Here is a 13474-nt window from a genome sequence, read left to right on the forward strand (position 1 = left end):
GGCGCGGCTATTCCGTCAGCAGTCCGTATTTGCGAATTTCCGCTTCGCTCATCATGTGAATGTCATCGGCGGTCGCGGCGTATATCGTGAACCAATAGAACGCATCGTCGCCCAGCATGTTCTCGATATAACGCCGGTTTTGTTCGTGTACGGAATCATCGCGACGATACTCCCAGGCATCACGAGACCCGTCCGACCACGAATGTACGCCGATCCGGGCGCCGGGTTCCATCGTTCGGCGTATTCCGGCCAGAAACAGATCGACACCACCAGATTGGATGACGCTATTTGCGGTTAGATGTGTATTCAAGCCCAACTCTCGTACCCGATAAGCGAGCGCGATCATGGTATCGTCATCCACCGAACCCGGCACATCCAGTTCGACCAGCGTCTTGATGCGGGGATTGGCGGCAATGACGGCCTTGAACTGCTCCAGCGTCTTGGAATTGATTTCACCGCTCAGGTAAAGCCTTTCTCCGTCAACACGAAATTCGCTTGTCGTGATCGAATTCAAGGCGAGCACGGCGACCTGCGTACAGGCCGCCAACCCCGACAACAGCACACCCACCAGTGCCGAGGCCAATTTCAGTGTCATGCCGGTGCTGCCGAATCTAACCAACAACATTGTGGCCACGACCGCGCATGCAGTTGGAGACGATCCGCTCTTGATCGTCGCGAACATCGGATTTTTCTTCAGCCGATCCGATCAACCCACCCAAAGCCGCACCAACAACTGCGCCACCAACGGATTCGTCTTCGACACCACCAATCAGGCCGCCAACCACGGCCCCGGTTGTGGCACCCTTGCCGGTGGATTGCTTTTGCGTCGATACCTGTCGGCAGGCGTCCAGATCGCTGTGGTAGTTGCGTGTTACCTGACCATCGACAATGGGCTCATAAGGTCCATCCGCACAGGCCGCCAAAGACAGGCCCAGGCCCAGAAACACAGTCATTTTTACAAATTTACGCATCTTGTCCTCTTTCATGAACTCCCCGGGTTTTCCCCCGGATGAAGAGGCATATAGGAGACACCATTTCGATTCGCAATAATAATTTTAAATAAAACATAAAATAAACAATATTAGGCTATAAACATATTATGAGATAAACTAAGTATCCGGTAACGCCGCGAGGCAAGCAGAGGTACCCGCATGAATTTTCTGGCAAAAACAGCGATGTTGATTAGCCTGATCTATTATGTCGTGCTTATTGGCATAGCCTGGATCGGGCAAATCTTGGGGCTGCATAACGAAATCTGGGATCTGTACGATTTCCCGGTGCAGCCTGGTTCACCGCCGCTCTGGACGTTGCTTGTCGGGCTTTTGGTGTCTGCGGGCGCGCTTGCCTGCCTTGGCATGGCCTATGCCGCGATCTGGCGTATCCTCAAGGGCGGGCGCGGGCAGGATTTCCGCGATCTCGCACGTCGGCTAAAGCGCGTCGGCATCGGGCTGATCGGCTTCTGGCTGGGGTACAACCTTCTATCCGGGGCAGTGCAGCATCTGATTGTGATCGGGCTGGAAGACATCCGCGATTTCGATTTCGGCTGGGATCCGCTGGACCTTGATATCGTCTTCTTCATTCTGGGCATCGCGATGATGGCGATATCGCAGACGCTGGAACGTGCCTGGCTGGCCGAAGAAGAAAACCAGCAGTTTCTATAGGACAGGGCAGATGGCAATCACAGTTTCCCTCGACCTGATGCTGGTCAAACGCAAGGTCTCATCCCGCGAACTGGCGGCAGCGATCGACCTATCTGAAACCAACCTGTCGCTGATCAAATCGGGCAAGATCAAGGGTATGCGTTTCAGCACTTTGAACGCGATCTGCGCCTATCTGAATTGTCAGCCGGGCGATATTCTGAGCTATGAACCGGACTGAACGTCGGGGATCTATCCGATCACGTTATGGCCGCGCCCGCGCAGACATCTGAACACCAACCGGTCACGGATGCCTTTGACCTGGGCGCTTTCGTCGGCTGCACCAATCGCACTGCCCACCACGACGCTGGCAACGATATCGCTTGTGGATCCGCCGAATATACCCGCCCAAAGGCCACCAGAGACACCGCTGGTCGCTGCATTCGCCCCGGTCGTCTGTTTCTGTTCCGAGATCTCGCGGCATTCCGCCAAGTCTTGTTCATACGTCTCCGAGACCGGACCGTCGATGATGGGCTCGTATTCTTTCTGGGCGCAGGCGGTCAGCATCATAGCAAGGCATAGCGGCACACAGGTTTTGACAAATTTACTCATTAAAATCCCCCGTTTTCAGGCATTTTTAGCGCGGAATTTCCGCGTGTGGCAATAGAATTATAACTACGCGCAGCCCTTCCCGCTATCACATTGGGGCGGGGCAAGGCCCGGATGCAGGTTCAAAATTTGTCGTTTACGGATGTCAACCTGCCACCGACGCGCGGTAGATGCTGTCGATGGTGTCTGCGATCATCGCGTTGAACGCCTCGTCCGATTGCTGGGCCGACAGCCCTTCAGTCAGCGCGCGCGAAAAGCTGGCGATCATGCCACTGTTCTGGCTGAGGCGCATATTGGCCTCATCACGCGAATATCCGCCAGACAGGGCCACAACCCGCATCACACGCGGATGATCAACCAACGGCTTATAAAGATTTGCATTCTCTGGCAGAGTCAGTTTCAGCATGACCTCCTGATCGCCGGGCAGGGCATCCAGGTTGGACTTCAGTTCGGTCAGCAGCATCTCTTCGGCCTCTGCCTTATCGGCAATTGAAATCGTTACTTCGGGTTCGATGATTGGTACTAACCCGTGTCCCAGGATCTGCCGACCCACTTCGAATTGCTGTGAGACGTTGGCGGCGATCCCGCGCGGCGAGGCCGCATCGATGGCCGAGCGCATCTTGGTACCGAAAATCCCAGCTGCGTTGGCGCGTTCCAGCAGGTTGTCCAGATTGGGCATTGGTTTCATCAGGCGCACGCCGTTGACCTCATCGGCGAGACCCTTGTCGACCTTGAGAAAAGGGACGACGCCACGCTCTTCCCAAAGATATGTGGCCGATGGCTTGCCACTCATCTGCCGGTCCATCGTCATTTCGAAAAGGATGGCACCAACCACCTTGTCGCCGGTAAAGGCCGGGGCACTTGCGATGCGCGACCGCATACCGTGGATCAGGTCGAACATCTCAGTTTCGGAGCTGTAAGCGTCATTATTCACACCATAGAGTGCGAGTGCCTTTGGGGTCGAGCCACCGGACTGATCCAACGCCGCCACAAAACCATTCCCTGAACTCATCTGCTTGCGCTGTGCTTCTTTCGACATGACGATCCCGTCTCCAACCCTGAAAAATCCTATCTGCGGCTCATAGGCGAGAGTACCGCGCGTTGCAATTCTGGTGGCGCTAACAAAATTACCGAATGCGACGGATGGTCTTATTTTCCCATGATCTTGCCCGCGACGAATGTCGTCAGCCAGCGCGGAGAGAAGCGTGGCGAAAGTGCAAAGAGCTTGTTCATCAATCCGGTCACCACCACGCGCCTGCTTTTCAGCGTCGCGGCCCAGCCGGTTTCGGCCACACCGCGGGCGGTCATCGGCTTGCGCAGTTTCAGCAATCCGATCCCATGCATGTCGGCTGCGTCGAAAAACGCGGTAGCGGTGGCGCCGGGGCAGACCGCGGTGACGGTGACCGCGCCGCCGCGCAGCTCTTCGGCCACGGCCTCGGACAGTGAAAGTACATAGGCCTTGGTGGCATGATAAACCGCCATGTTGGGGCCCGGCGTAAACCCCGCGACCGAGGCCACATTCATGATCCGCCCGCCACCATGCCCCTGCATATGCGGGATCGCGCGTTTCATCAGCAAGCTAAGCGCGGTGATGTTGACGTTGATCGAGGTCAGCTCCCGCGTCCAGTTCTGACCGTCGGCGAAATCGCCATGTGAACCCAACCCGGCATTATTGACCAGAATGTCGATATCCCTGGCTTCGCTGGCCGCCTGCCAAAGCCGATCAGCCTCTGACAGCTGATTCAGGTCAGCCGGAATAACAACGACCTCACCGGCGCTATCGCGTAATTCATCTGCCAGCGCGTTCAGCTTGTCTTCGGACCGGGCAGTCAGGATCAGGTTGCGCCCCTCTCGCGCCGCGATGCGTGCGAATTCTACACCCAATCCTTCCGAGGCCCCGGTGATCAATGTCCAACCGTTCATATCCATCTCCGCCGAGTTGCCTCTTTGTCCAGAGTGTCCGGTAAATACGGCTTAATGGCAATATCGGCTTCGATTCCGGTAATAGATGCAATCAGGGCGTGTTATATGAAACAGCCAACGTTCAGGCGCTTACAAGTGTCAGCGTGTTACCGCTTGGATCATCGAAATGCGCCAGTTTGCCGCCCCAGCTCTGTTTTTCAGGAGGGCCTGAAAATGTCACCCCAAGAGAACGCAACCTATCGTATTCCTTGTGAATGTCGGTGCAGTCCAATGACAGGCCGGTGAAGCGACCCGCCAAAATGCGATGGTCCTGATCGACCAGCTCTATGATCAAAGAGATGCCCAGATCAAAGCCAATTGCATCGTCGCGTTCAAAGGCGACAGGCAGATCAAGTATGTCGGCGTAGAACGCACGTGCTGCGTTCATGTTGGTGACGAAGATGCGGGCGCTATGAATTTTCATCTACACTACTTTTTCTGGAGGCGATGTTCCGTGAACTCAAACGCCTTCCCAAAAGAGGCGCAAGCCTCAACCTTTTAGGGCTGCAACCCCCGGCAAATCCTTGCCTTCCATCCATTCCAGGAAAGCGCCACCCGCGGTCGAGATATAGGTGAAGTCATCGGCCGCTCCGGCCTTGTTGAACGCGGCGACCGTGTCGCCCCCTCCCGCGACCGAGATCAGTTTGCCCGCCCGGCTCAGCGCGGCGGCGTGGCGGGCGGCGGCGTTGGTAGCTGTATCGAAAGGTTCGATCTCGAACGCGCCCAGCGGGCCGTTCCAGATCAGCGTTTTGGCGTTGTCGAGTGCGGCAGCAACACGGGCAACCGATTGCGGCCCGGCATCCAGTATCATCGCGTCCGCCGGGCAGAGATGCACTGCGAAGGTCGCGTTTTCCGCACAGGCGGCAAATTCACGCGCCACGACGATATCTGCAGGCAGGATGATCTCGCAGCCCGTTGCGGCGGCCTTGGACATGATCGCGCGGGCGGTATCGGCCATGTCATGTTCGCACAGCGATTTGCCCACGTTCAGCCCCTGCGCCGCAATGAACGTATTGGCCATTCCACCGCCGATCACCAGCTGATCGACCTTGCTCGTCAGATTGCCCAGAAGGTCAATCTTGGTCGACACCTTGGCACCGCCAACCACGGCCACCACCGGACGTTTCGGCGTACCAAGGGCGGCCTCAAGCGCCTGTAGCTCAGCCTGCATCAATCGGCCGGCGCAGGAGGGCAGGTGATGCGCCACAGCTTCGGTGCTGGCATGCGCCCGGTGTGCGGCGGAAAACGCGTCGTTGCAGTAGACATCGCCCAGACCGGCAAGGCGTTTGGCGAACTCGGGATCGTTTGTCTCTTCGCCGGGATGAAAACGGATGTTTTCCAGCAGCAAGACATCGGCGGCCAGCGCTTCGCTGGTCAGCGCCTCGGCGCCCTCCAGCGTTTCGATCAGCGTGACCGAACGGCCAAGTGCGGCCTCAAGCGCGGGCAGGGCGACGCGCAGCGACATGTCCAGCACGACTTTGCCCTTGGGTCGTCCGAAATGGGCGAGCAGCATGGGTTTGCCGCCTTTGGCCAGAATGTCATGGATTGTCGGCACAATCCGGTCGATCCGCGTGGTATCGGTGACCATGCCGTTTTCGACTGGCACATTGATGTCAACCCGGGTCAGCACCCGCTTGCCGTCCAGATCCATATCATCCAGGGTTTTCCAGCTCATAGTCGGGTCTCCGTACCGTATTTCGCGCCCCTATTGGCGCGAAGCCTGCCAAGGGTCAAGCTCTGCGCTTGGCATTCTCAGACGAACCGCCTAGGTAACGTGGCAAACATTCTACGTAGGAGAGGCACATGGCCGAGATCAAAGACCCCGAAAACACCATCCTGATGGAGCTGAAAGACGGCACCGTCACCATCGAACTGCTGCCCGATGTGGCTCCCGGCCATTGCGCGCGGATCAAGGAACTGGCGCGTGCAGGATCCTATGATAACGTGGCCTTTCACCGGGTGATCGACGGCTTCATGGCGCAGACCGGCGATGTGGCCAATGGCAACATGGAAAATGACTTCAACTTGCGGATGGCAGGCACCGGCGGCAGCGATCTGCCCAACCTCAAGGCCGAATTCAGCGGTGTGCCACATGATCGCGGCACGATCGGTGCGGCGCGCAGCCAGAATCCGGATAGCGCCAACAGCCAGTTCTTCATAAACTTCAGCGACAACCACTTCCTGAACAAGCAATACACTGTCTATGGCCGTGTGATTTCCGGCATGGAACATGTCGATGCCGTCACCCGAGGCGAGCCGCCCGTGAACCCAGACCGCATGATCAGCGTTAAGGTCGCAGCCGATGTCGCGTAACGCGCTGGCTGCGGTCCTGCTGGCCCTAGGGGTGGCGGCGCTGGCGATTTTTTACGCCACCAGCCGACAGGGCCCCGAACCCGTGGCAGAGATGCCTAAGGTCGACACGGAAGAGGCGCCGGAGGAAGAGGCAATCGCCTCAACCGACCAGCCGGGCCCGTATCTCGATATCGTTATCGAGGGCGAGGCATCGGGAACCATCCGCATCGACCTGAACGAAGTGTCGGCACCGGGCCACACTGAGCGCATGGTTGCGCTTGCCGAAAGCGGTTCCTATGACGACGTTGTCTTTCACCGTGTGATCGAAGGATTCATGGCCCAGACCGGAGACGTGCAATTCGGCAAGCTTGGTGAGGACATGCGCCGCGCTGGTACCGGCGGCAGTGCGGAGCCTGATCTACAGGCCGAGTTCTCTGATCTGCCGTTTGATCGGGGTGTTGTCGGCATGGCACGGTCCCAGAACCCCGACAGTGCCAACAGCCAGTTCTTCATCATGTTCGCGCCGGGCCATTTCCTGAATGGTCAATATACGGTGGTGGGTCAGGTGACAGAAGGCATGGAAGTTGTTGATGCCATCAAGCGCGGCCAAGGTCAGAACGGCGCGGTTGTCGGCAACCCTGATGTAATGACCTCTGTGACGGTCGCTGCCGAATGACGGATGATCGCTGATGACAAAGGCGCAAAGATGACCACCTATCCCCCGCTCGGCACACTCAAACCTGTGGCCGAGCGGATTTGGGTTGTCGATGGCCCGGCAGTGATCTGCCGGCGCATGCCAATTTCGACACGCGCGACAGTGGTGCAACTATCCGAAGGTGACCTTTGGGTGCATTCGCCCACAGGGCTTTGCGATGAGTTAAGGAATGAACTCGCCACACTTGGACCGGTGACGCATCTGGTTGCGCCCAACTGGGATCATGTAGAATTCCTTACCGATTGGCGTGAGGCCTATCCGCAAGCGTGGGTCTGGGGCGTCCCGAGCGAGGGTGCACGGGGGCAGGGGATAGCATTCGATCACAGCTTGGGCGGCGAAACTCCGTGGATGACCGAGATATCGCATCTGATCGTGGGCGGTAGCAAGAAATACCGCGAGGCGGTCTTTTGTCACCGTCCCTCCGCGACATTGATCGTCGCCGATCTGATGCAGAATTTCGACACTGCCCGACTTCCTACATGGATGCGGCCACTGATATGGCTAGCAGGGACGGATGATAGCGATGGCAAGATGCCTTATCTGATGCGACGCCGCTATAATGGGGCCGAGTTGGGCAAGTCTATTGAAAACATGATAGATTGGAATCCGCGCACCCTGATCCTGTCACACGGGAATTGGTATGAAACCGGCGCTGTCCGGGAACTGGAGCGCGCCTTCAAAAAGCTCCTGCATGAACGCCAATGGAGCCGCGCGATGGATGATGTGGACAAGGGCGCCGATAGATAAGGCAGCAATAGCAAATGGGTATCCACGCTTAGGAATTCATTTACTTGTATTGCGAAATTTTAGCGTTTGGTTTCGCGTCCGGGAAAATATGCCGGTTTGCCGGAAATTTGATCCCGACCACCATCGTACTAGCTCCTTTCCCGGAGGTACCTAATGCGACATTTCATGATCACGCTTTGTGCAGCGATTTTGTTTTCGATGCCGGCACGGGCGGATGAGGCTGCGATACAGTCGGTTATTTCATCCCAGATCGAGGCATTTCAAGCGGACGATTTCGCCTCGGCCTTTACCTATGCCAGTCCGACAATCCATAATGTATTCAAAACGCCCGAGAATTTTGGTTCGATGGTGCGGCAGGGCTATCCGATGGTCTGGCGCCCAGCCGAAGTGGATTTCCTGTCAATCGACACGATCGACGGCGAGCTTTGGCAAAATGTCATGATCCGCGATCAGCAGGGTGGATTGCACATTCTGGAATATCAGATGATCGAGCAGGAAGGCGGATGGAAAATCAATGCTGTACGCAAGCGCAAGGCTGCGGATGGAACCGCTTGAGGTCAGACGCGTTTAGAATTCTTTCCAGATGCCGAACTTGACCCCGTAGGCGTCGTAATTCTGGATGCCAGTCACCACGCCCAGTTCAAAATACTTGCCGGGTTTTCGTTCGAACACGACCGAGGGAGCAAATTTGAGATATCTGTCGCCCTCTGACGGCATCCCGCCCTGAAGTTGTAGAATGGCCTTGAAACGCTTGCTGATGCTAAGGCCAAAGGTGAAATCCGCTTCCAGCCGTTGATTGGCTTCACCGCCAGGTAACACAAGGCGGGTGTCCAGTGTGATCCAACCGTGACGCCCCCGCATCGAGACACCGCGACCCACGGAAACGCCGGGTCTGAGTGCGTTTTCACCATCAACCAATCCGATGCCCAGCTCGGCAGAAAATCTGAGCTGGCGATCACCATTTGCAATGGGAATGCGTACGAAGGCGATGGCCTTGTCGGTTCCCAGTTCGCTACCGCTGTAATCCACGCCCAAGGTGATCGTATCGGTCAACCCATATTCGCCGTAGATCGTAGCATATTGGCGTATGTCCAGCAGATCCCTGGACGCTTCGGCGTTGCCGTGAAATGACAGAAAAACCTTGCCATCGCCGCGCGGCCAGGGGCCGGCTTGAGCCTGAAACCCAAGCACCAGTAACAGAAGCAATACGCGAAACATGGTTTCCTCCGCGTTAACCATCCTTAAAAAGGGTAAAGCGAGGGTTAAGGCAGGTTAAAATTTGCCCCGGCGGCGCAACCTGTTAGGCTGAAGGCATTGAGGAGAATAGCCATGCCTATAATCGCCAAATCCAATAGCCATCAAACCGTGATCACCACCTTCGAGATGACCCCCGGCACCTGCCAGGATCTGCTGGATCTGCTGACGGCGGCCTATGAGGAGTTCATTTCGAAACAGCCCGGTTTCGTCGCGGCGGGGCTGCATGTGAACGACGCCCAGACGCGGATCGCCAATTATTCGCAATGGCAACGGCGCGAGGACTTTCTGGCCATGCTTCGTACGGACGAGATGCGCCAGCGCAACCGGGCGATCAACGAACTCTGTAAGAGTTTTGAGCCAGTGATGTACGACGTGGCAGCCACGTTCGACTGACCTGCATCAAAGCGGCAGGTTAGCAGACGTGCCAATATCGGGGTGGACCGAGATGGAGAGCCCCGATGTATGACAAAATCCTAGTACCGATTTCATTTGATCAGGACCGAGATGCAGCAGGCGCTATTAACGTCGCCAAGGCACTTTTGAACGAGGGTGGCAGCATCATCCTGATGCATGTGATCGAACACATCCCCGACTATGCGGCCTCGTATTTGCCACCGAATTTCGTTGCGAACAAACGCTTGGCGATCGAAGAAGAGTTGGACAAGGTCGTCGAGAGCGTGCCGAATGCGGTAGGTGTCGTCGTGTCGGGTCATGCCGGGCGGACGATTTTGGATTGGGCCAAGGAACACGGCACCGATTGCATCATCATTGCCAGCCATCGCCCTGGCATGCAGGATTTATTGCTGGGCTCGACCGCGGCGAAAGTCGTGCGTCATGCGGGTTGCGCGGTGCATGTTCTACGCTGAAGTGAAAACGCTGGTGTGAAATCCCGGGGCTGTGCTAGCGATGGGGCCATGAACAAGCTGATTGTCCTTTGGTCCCACCCGCGTTCAATGTCCACTGCAACCGAGCGGGTGATGCGCGAGCGCGGTGATCTGTGGTGCGCGCATGAACCTTTCATGTATGATTATTACGTGCATCGCGGCGTGGCGCGGATGCCGCATTTCGATGTGCGGCCGGATCATCCGGTGCGATACGAGGATATTCGCGACATGCTGGTTGAAAAGGCGGCGTCGGAGCCGGTGTTTTTCAAGGATATGGCTTATTATGTGATGCCTAGTATCCTGTCAGATCCGGACTTCATTCACCGGCTGACCCATGTTTTCCTGATCCGCTACCCGGTGGCGTCGATCCTGTCCTATCACAAGCTGGATCCGGATTTGACACTTGAGGAGATCGGGATCGAGGCACAGTGGCGCCTTTACGAAGCACTGCGCGAAATGGGAGTCGACACGGCAGTGATCGAGGCCGAGGCGGTGCAGCACGACACCCGCGCCGTGATGGCGGCTTTGTGGCAGCGGATCGGGCTGCCGTTTCGCGCGCAGGCTTTCGACTGGCAGGACACAACACCGAAGGATTGGCAGCAGGTTGGCAGTTGGCACGACGCAGCTAGTAGCTCAAGCGGCATACGCCCGATTGATCCCAAAGAGATCGCCCGCAAGAAGCAGGAATTCGAGGTGCTGTGCCAGAAAGTTCCGCATCTGGCCGAGTATCTCGCGCATCACATGCCGTACTACCAACGGCTCAAAGAGGTCGCTCTGCCGACCTAATGCGTCAGGCCACGCGCACCATCAATACCATCGACAGCAGGGCGCAGCCGATGCCTGCGTATTCGCGCAGATAAAGTGGTTCGTCGAAATAGATAGCCCCGATGGCACAAAGCGCCAGCAGCGAAAACATCGAAAACGCCACACCGGCCTGTGATAGAGTCACATGGTGAAGCGCAAAGAACCACAAAATGGCCGAGGAAGCGTACAGCGCACAGCCCGAAAGGACCAGTGTCGACGTTACGGGTTGACCGCCATCAGCAGCAAGTTTGATCAGATAGTCGCCCAGAATAACGATGAGCGCGGTAAAAAGGGAAAAGGCAAATCCAAAAGTTAGTACAAGCATAAAAGGGCTCCAATAATCGGAGAGGAAAATGAAACAGTGAATACGTTTCTTTAGGAAGTGCGCCCCGAGACAACGGGCCCCCGGGGCGCTTGTACAAATAAACAAATCAATGGTTAATGACGTGCATTTTCAAGCAAAGGACAAACTCTCACAAGTCAGGAGAACCTTACTCCGTCACGCAGTTCCTCGAGGTATTTGGGTAGTTCACGGGCGGAAACCGCAGCCTCGCGCACCAGATGGTCGAAATGCGCGGTCAGGGCCTGTACCCTTTCGGTATCGCGAAAGGCCATGTAGTTCCGCCCGATGTAGATGACCGCCAGCAGGGGGCCGAAGATCGTGACCGGGGCGGAATAGACCCGGCGCGCGTCGTAAAGGTAAAGGCGCAAGCGCGGGTATAACTGTTGCGTGACCTCCAGCAAATTATCAAGCTGTGCCGTACGCAGGTCCGCATCAAGGCCACGGTAATACCCCTCGCCATGCGCAAAGCTGGTCAGTTCGTAGATTGGCAGGGCAATCTCATAATCTGATTGTGTGCCCCGCATCCACGACAGCCGGTCTTCGGAGGCACCGATAGCCTGATCTGTCGAGCGACCCAGATGCGGCGCATATTCCCATTGCAGCATGGCGCGGGTTTTCAGCATGTCGGGCAGACCTGCGGGCACATGGCGGATCTTGTAGCCCGCAGCCTCTTTGTGCCACTGGAAAATCTGTTCGTCGACCAGGGCGCGGGGGGCTTCGGTCAGTGACGGCGACGTGGCGAGGATATCGGCAGCGGTTTCGGGCCGGTCGGTCAGGCCCAGAAGCCAGTCTGCGGAAATGCCAAGAGCGGCGGCGCATTCGCCCACCACCTGCGCATTGGGCAGGCGCGCGCCCGATCCTTTCAGCAATTGCGAGATGGTCGAGCGGTCCACCCCAACGCGGCGGGCCAGCGCGCTTTGGTTGACTTTGCGCTCGCGCATCGCATCGCCCAGCCGGGTGCGAAACAGGTCGGCACGCTGTCGCTTGTCGGTTTTTTCTATCATATGGTGATATTTATCACCAATGCAGAAAAATGTTAACTAGAAACGAAATCCCCTCCTGTCATTTTTTGTCGTAACAGAGTTGTGAAGGGAACATTTGGGGAAAATATGGACACGAAACAGCGCACGCTGGTGAAGGCGGTTGTCTGGAACCTGATCGGATTGGCGATGATGAGCCTTGTGGGGTTTGTCATGACAGGGTCGATCGCTGTGGGCGGCACTATCGCGGTGATAAATTCGGCGATTGGCCTGAGCTGCTATGTGATCTACGAGCGGGTCTGGGCGCGGGTGCGATGGGGGCGGTCGCATGGCTGAGCCGCGCCCAATCGTCGAATGGCCCACGTTGGCGCTGCTGATAGCATGTTATGCAGGTTGGGGCCTGTCAGTCTTTTGGTTGTCGGCGCTCTGGCTGCCATTGGGGTTTGTCGCGACGGTCATTTTCATTGCCCTGCACTCGTCTCTCACCCATGAGATGATCCACGGGCACCCGTTTCGAATCTCGCTGCTGAATGAGATCGTCGGATTTCCCTGCCTGGGCCTGCTGATCCCCTATCGCCGGTTCAAGGATTTGCATCTGGCACATCACCGCGATGAAAACCTGACCGATCCCTATGACGATCCCGAAAGCAATTATCTCGACCCCGAGGCCTGGAACCGGCAACCGCACTGGCGGCAGCAGCTGTTGCGGTTCAACAATACACTTCTGGGTCGGATGCTGGTGGGGCCGGTGATTGGATTTCATGCTTTTGTGCGCACCGATTGGCGGTCAATCCGCGAAGGTGACCGGCGGGTGACGCTGGCGTGGCTTTTGCAGGTGCCGGCGGTCGCGGTGGTTCTGTGGCTGGTCTTGCTGTCGCAAATGCCGGTCTGGGCCTATCTGCCGGCGGCATATCTTGGCTACAGCATCATCAAGATCCGCACCTTTCTGGAACATCGCGCCCATGACCAGGCCCGCGGACGCACCGCCATTGTCGAAGATCGCGGAATTCTGTCATTTCTCTTTCTGAACAACAACCTGCACGTCGTTCATCATCTGCATCCAAGGGTGGCCTGGTACGATCTGCCGGCCCTGTACCGCGCCAACAGGGACAGCTACCTGCAACGCAATGACAGCTATGTCTACCGCTCCTACGCGCAGATCTTCCGGCAACATTTCTGGCGCGCCAAGGATCCGGTACCGCATCCGCTCTGGCCTAAGCGATAAATCCCGTGCATGACGGGCC

The 13474-nt window shown here is 57.0% G+C and carries 21 protein-coding genes; 11 read left to right on the top strand and 10 right to left on the bottom strand.

Going from position 1 to position 13474, the window contains the following annotated elements:
* Positions 1 to 7: 7 nt before the first annotated feature.
* Positions 8 to 595: an alpha/beta hydrolase gene (locus tag Q1B27_RS02665; RefSeq protein ID WP_299843199.1), complete on the bottom strand. Its 588-nt coding sequence runs from the start codon at positions 593 to 595 to the stop codon at positions 8 to 10.
* Between the two features lie 16 nt (positions 596 to 611).
* Positions 612 to 971, bottom strand: a complete 360-nt coding sequence (locus tag Q1B27_RS02670; RefSeq protein WP_299843202.1) for a glycine zipper 2TM domain-containing protein — start codon at positions 969 to 971, stop codon at positions 612 to 614.
* Between the two features lie 180 nt (positions 972 to 1151).
* Between Q1B27_RS02670 and Q1B27_RS02675 the strand changes: the two genes are divergently transcribed.
* Together Q1B27_RS02675 and Q1B27_RS02680 are read left to right on the top strand one after the other, a co-directional pair.
* On the top strand, positions 1152 to 1661 hold the full coding sequence (locus Q1B27_RS02675; RefSeq protein ID WP_299843205.1) for a hypothetical protein: 510 nt from the start codon (positions 1152 to 1154) through the stop codon (positions 1659 to 1661).
* A 10-nt stretch (positions 1662 to 1671) separates the two neighbouring features.
* The gene (locus Q1B27_RS02680) at positions 1672 to 1878 is read left to right on the top strand and encodes a helix-turn-helix transcriptional regulator (RefSeq protein ID WP_299843208.1); all 207 of its coding nucleotides are present in this window, start codon (positions 1672 to 1674) and stop codon (positions 1876 to 1878) included.
* An 11-nt stretch (positions 1879 to 1889) separates the two neighbouring features.
* Here Q1B27_RS02680 and Q1B27_RS02685 read toward each other — a convergent pair whose 3' ends face one another.
* The 5 genes from Q1B27_RS02685 to pgk all read right to left on the bottom strand — a co-directional run bounded on the left by Q1B27_RS02685 (position 1890) and on the right by pgk (position 5883).
* Positions 1890 to 2249 (bottom strand): hypothetical protein, encoded by a 360-nt coding sequence (locus Q1B27_RS02685; protein ID WP_299843211.1) that lies wholly within the window; start codon positions 2247 to 2249, stop codon positions 1890 to 1892.
* Positions 2250 to 2391: 142 nt separating this feature from the next.
* Positions 2392 to 3285, bottom strand: a complete 894-nt coding sequence (locus tag Q1B27_RS02690) for a fructose bisphosphate aldolase (protein WP_299843213.1) — start codon at positions 3283 to 3285, stop codon at positions 2392 to 2394.
* A gap of 110 nt (positions 3286 to 3395) precedes the next feature.
* On the bottom strand, positions 3396 to 4169 hold the full coding sequence (locus Q1B27_RS02695) for an SDR family oxidoreductase (protein WP_299843216.1): 774 nt from the start codon (positions 4167 to 4169) through the stop codon (positions 3396 to 3398).
* Positions 4170 to 4290: 121 nt separating this feature from the next.
* Positions 4291 to 4632: a VOC family protein gene (locus Q1B27_RS02700; RefSeq protein ID WP_299843219.1), complete on the bottom strand. Its 342-nt coding sequence runs from the start codon at positions 4630 to 4632 to the stop codon at positions 4291 to 4293.
* A 66-nt stretch (positions 4633 to 4698) separates the two neighbouring features.
* On the bottom strand, positions 4699 to 5883 hold the full coding sequence (gene pgk / locus Q1B27_RS02705) for a phosphoglycerate kinase (protein WP_299843222.1): 1185 nt from the start codon (positions 5881 to 5883) through the stop codon (positions 4699 to 4701).
* Between the two features lie 128 nt (positions 5884 to 6011).
* Here pgk and Q1B27_RS02710 point away from each other — a divergent pair, with 128 nt between their 5' ends.
* The 4 genes from Q1B27_RS02710 to Q1B27_RS02725 all read left to right on the top strand — a co-directional run bounded on the left by Q1B27_RS02710 (position 6012) and on the right by Q1B27_RS02725 (position 8517).
* Positions 6012 to 6521, top strand: coding sequence for a peptidylprolyl isomerase (locus Q1B27_RS02710; protein ID WP_299843225.1), 510 nt, complete (start codon positions 6012 to 6014; stop codon positions 6519 to 6521).
* Positions 6511 to 7176 carry a peptidylprolyl isomerase gene (locus tag Q1B27_RS02715; RefSeq protein WP_299843228.1) on the top strand — a complete coding sequence of 222 codons (666 nt, stop codon included), beginning with the start codon at positions 6511 to 6513 and terminating at the stop codon, positions 7174 to 7176. The genes Q1B27_RS02710 and Q1B27_RS02715 overlap by 11 nt, the downstream gene beginning before the upstream one ends.
* A gap of 30 nt (positions 7177 to 7206) precedes the next feature.
* Positions 7207 to 7962: a DUF4336 domain-containing protein gene (locus Q1B27_RS02720; RefSeq protein WP_299843230.1), complete on the top strand. Its 756-nt coding sequence runs from the start codon at positions 7207 to 7209 to the stop codon at positions 7960 to 7962.
* A 153-nt stretch (positions 7963 to 8115) separates the two neighbouring features.
* A complete protein-coding gene (locus tag Q1B27_RS02725; protein ID WP_299843233.1) occupies positions 8116 to 8517 on the top strand; it encodes a DUF4864 domain-containing protein in 402 nt (133 codons plus the stop codon).
* A 12-nt stretch (positions 8518 to 8529) separates the two neighbouring features.
* Here Q1B27_RS02725 and Q1B27_RS02730 read toward each other — a convergent pair whose 3' ends face one another.
* A complete protein-coding gene (locus Q1B27_RS02730; RefSeq protein WP_299843236.1) occupies positions 8530 to 9180 on the bottom strand; it encodes a hypothetical protein in 651 nt (216 codons plus the stop codon).
* A gap of 111 nt (positions 9181 to 9291) precedes the next feature.
* Between Q1B27_RS02730 and Q1B27_RS02735 the strand changes: the two genes are divergently transcribed.
* From Q1B27_RS02735 to Q1B27_RS02745, 3 genes are all read left to right on the top strand, one after another.
* Positions 9292 to 9612: an antibiotic biosynthesis monooxygenase gene (locus tag Q1B27_RS02735; protein WP_299843239.1), complete on the top strand. Its 321-nt coding sequence runs from the start codon at positions 9292 to 9294 to the stop codon at positions 9610 to 9612.
* Between the two features lie 65 nt (positions 9613 to 9677).
* On the top strand, positions 9678 to 10085 hold the full coding sequence (locus Q1B27_RS02740) for a universal stress protein (RefSeq protein ID WP_299843242.1): 408 nt from the start codon (positions 9678 to 9680) through the stop codon (positions 10083 to 10085).
* Positions 10086 to 10133: 48 nt separating this feature from the next.
* Positions 10134 to 10889 carry a hypothetical protein gene (locus Q1B27_RS02745; RefSeq protein ID WP_299843245.1) on the top strand — a complete coding sequence of 252 codons (756 nt, stop codon included), beginning with the start codon at positions 10134 to 10136 and terminating at the stop codon, positions 10887 to 10889.
* A gap of 4 nt (positions 10890 to 10893) precedes the next feature.
* Here the strand turns inward: Q1B27_RS02745 and Q1B27_RS02750 are convergent, their stop codons facing one another.
* Together Q1B27_RS02750 and Q1B27_RS02755 are read right to left on the bottom strand one after the other, a co-directional pair.
* Positions 10894 to 11232, bottom strand: coding sequence for a hypothetical protein (locus Q1B27_RS02750; protein WP_299843248.1), 339 nt, complete (start codon positions 11230 to 11232; stop codon positions 10894 to 10896).
* 155 nt (positions 11233 to 11387) lie between these two features.
* Positions 11388 to 12254 (bottom strand): helix-turn-helix transcriptional regulator, encoded by an 867-nt coding sequence (locus tag Q1B27_RS02755; protein ID WP_299843251.1) that lies wholly within the window; start codon positions 12252 to 12254, stop codon positions 11388 to 11390.
* A gap of 105 nt (positions 12255 to 12359) precedes the next feature.
* On the opposite strand from Q1B27_RS02755, the gene Q1B27_RS02760 reads away from it, so the two are divergent.
* Positions 12360 to 12566, top strand: a complete 207-nt coding sequence (locus Q1B27_RS02760) for a DUF2061 domain-containing protein (RefSeq protein WP_299843254.1) — start codon at positions 12360 to 12362, stop codon at positions 12564 to 12566.
* Entirely contained in the window at positions 12559 to 13455 is an 897-nt protein-coding gene (locus tag Q1B27_RS02765) for a fatty acid desaturase (protein WP_299843256.1), read from the top strand. The genes Q1B27_RS02760 and Q1B27_RS02765 overlap by 8 nt, the downstream gene beginning before the upstream one ends.
* Positions 13456 to 13474 lie beyond the last annotated feature (19 nt).

This window comes from uncultured Roseovarius sp. (assembly GCF_947489715.1).
In the GTDB taxonomy this organism is placed as follows: domain Bacteria; phylum Pseudomonadota; class Alphaproteobacteria; order Rhodobacterales; family Rhodobacteraceae; genus Roseovarius.

Coding starts and splice junctions, on each gene's coding strand:
- Q1B27_RS02715 (WP_299843228.1), top strand. CDS start 6,511: ATGTCGCGTAACGCGCTGGCTGCGGTCCTGCTGGCCCTAGGGGTGGCG.
- Q1B27_RS02695 (WP_299843216.1), bottom strand. CDS start 4,169: ATGAACGGTTGGACATTGATCACCGGGGCCTCGGAAGGATTGGGTGTA.
- Q1B27_RS02690 (WP_299843213.1), bottom strand. CDS start 3,285: ATGTCGAAAGAAGCACAGCGCAAGCAGATGAGTTCAGGGAATGGTTTT.
- Q1B27_RS02680 (WP_299843208.1), top strand. CDS start 1,672: ATGGCAATCACAGTTTCCCTCGACCTGATGCTGGTCAAACGCAAGGTC.
- Q1B27_RS02740 (WP_299843242.1), top strand. CDS start 9,678: ATGTATGACAAAATCCTAGTACCGATTTCATTTGATCAGGACCGAGAT.
- pgk (WP_299843222.1), bottom strand. CDS start 5,883: ATGAGCTGGAAAACCCTGGATGATATGGATCTGGACGGCAAGCGGGTG.
- Q1B27_RS02735 (WP_299843239.1), top strand. CDS start 9,292: ATGCCTATAATCGCCAAATCCAATAGCCATCAAACCGTGATCACCACC.
- Q1B27_RS02760 (WP_299843254.1), top strand. CDS start 12,360: ATGGACACGAAACAGCGCACGCTGGTGAAGGCGGTTGTCTGGAACCTG.
- Q1B27_RS02725 (WP_299843233.1), top strand. CDS start 8,116: ATGCGACATTTCATGATCACGCTTTGTGCAGCGATTTTGTTTTCGATG.
- Q1B27_RS02750 (WP_299843248.1), bottom strand. CDS start 11,232: ATGCTTGTACTAACTTTTGGATTTGCCTTTTCCCTTTTTACCGCGCTC.
- Q1B27_RS02755 (WP_299843251.1), bottom strand. CDS start 12,254: ATGATAGAAAAAACCGACAAGCGACAGCGTGCCGACCTGTTTCGCACC.
- Q1B27_RS02745 (WP_299843245.1), top strand. CDS start 10,134: ATGAACAAGCTGATTGTCCTTTGGTCCCACCCGCGTTCAATGTCCACT.
- Q1B27_RS02675 (WP_299843205.1), top strand. CDS start 1,152: ATGAATTTTCTGGCAAAAACAGCGATGTTGATTAGCCTGATCTATTAT.
- Q1B27_RS02710 (WP_299843225.1), top strand. CDS start 6,012: ATGGCCGAGATCAAAGACCCCGAAAACACCATCCTGATGGAGCTGAAA.
- Q1B27_RS02685 (WP_299843211.1), bottom strand. CDS start 2,249: ATGAGTAAATTTGTCAAAACCTGTGTGCCGCTATGCCTTGCTATGATG.
- Q1B27_RS02665 (WP_299843199.1), bottom strand. CDS start 595: ATGACACTGAAATTGGCCTCGGCACTGGTGGGTGTGCTGTTGTCGGGG.
- Q1B27_RS02700 (WP_299843219.1), bottom strand. CDS start 4,632: ATGAAAATTCATAGCGCCCGCATCTTCGTCACCAACATGAACGCAGCA.
- Q1B27_RS02765 (WP_299843256.1), top strand. CDS start 12,559: ATGGCTGAGCCGCGCCCAATCGTCGAATGGCCCACGTTGGCGCTGCTG.
- Q1B27_RS02720 (WP_299843230.1), top strand. CDS start 7,207: ATGACCACCTATCCCCCGCTCGGCACACTCAAACCTGTGGCCGAGCGG.
- Q1B27_RS02670 (WP_299843202.1), bottom strand. CDS start 971: ATGCGTAAATTTGTAAAAATGACTGTGTTTCTGGGCCTGGGCCTGTCT.
- Q1B27_RS02730 (WP_299843236.1), bottom strand. CDS start 9,180: ATGTTTCGCGTATTGCTTCTGTTACTGGTGCTTGGGTTTCAGGCTCAA.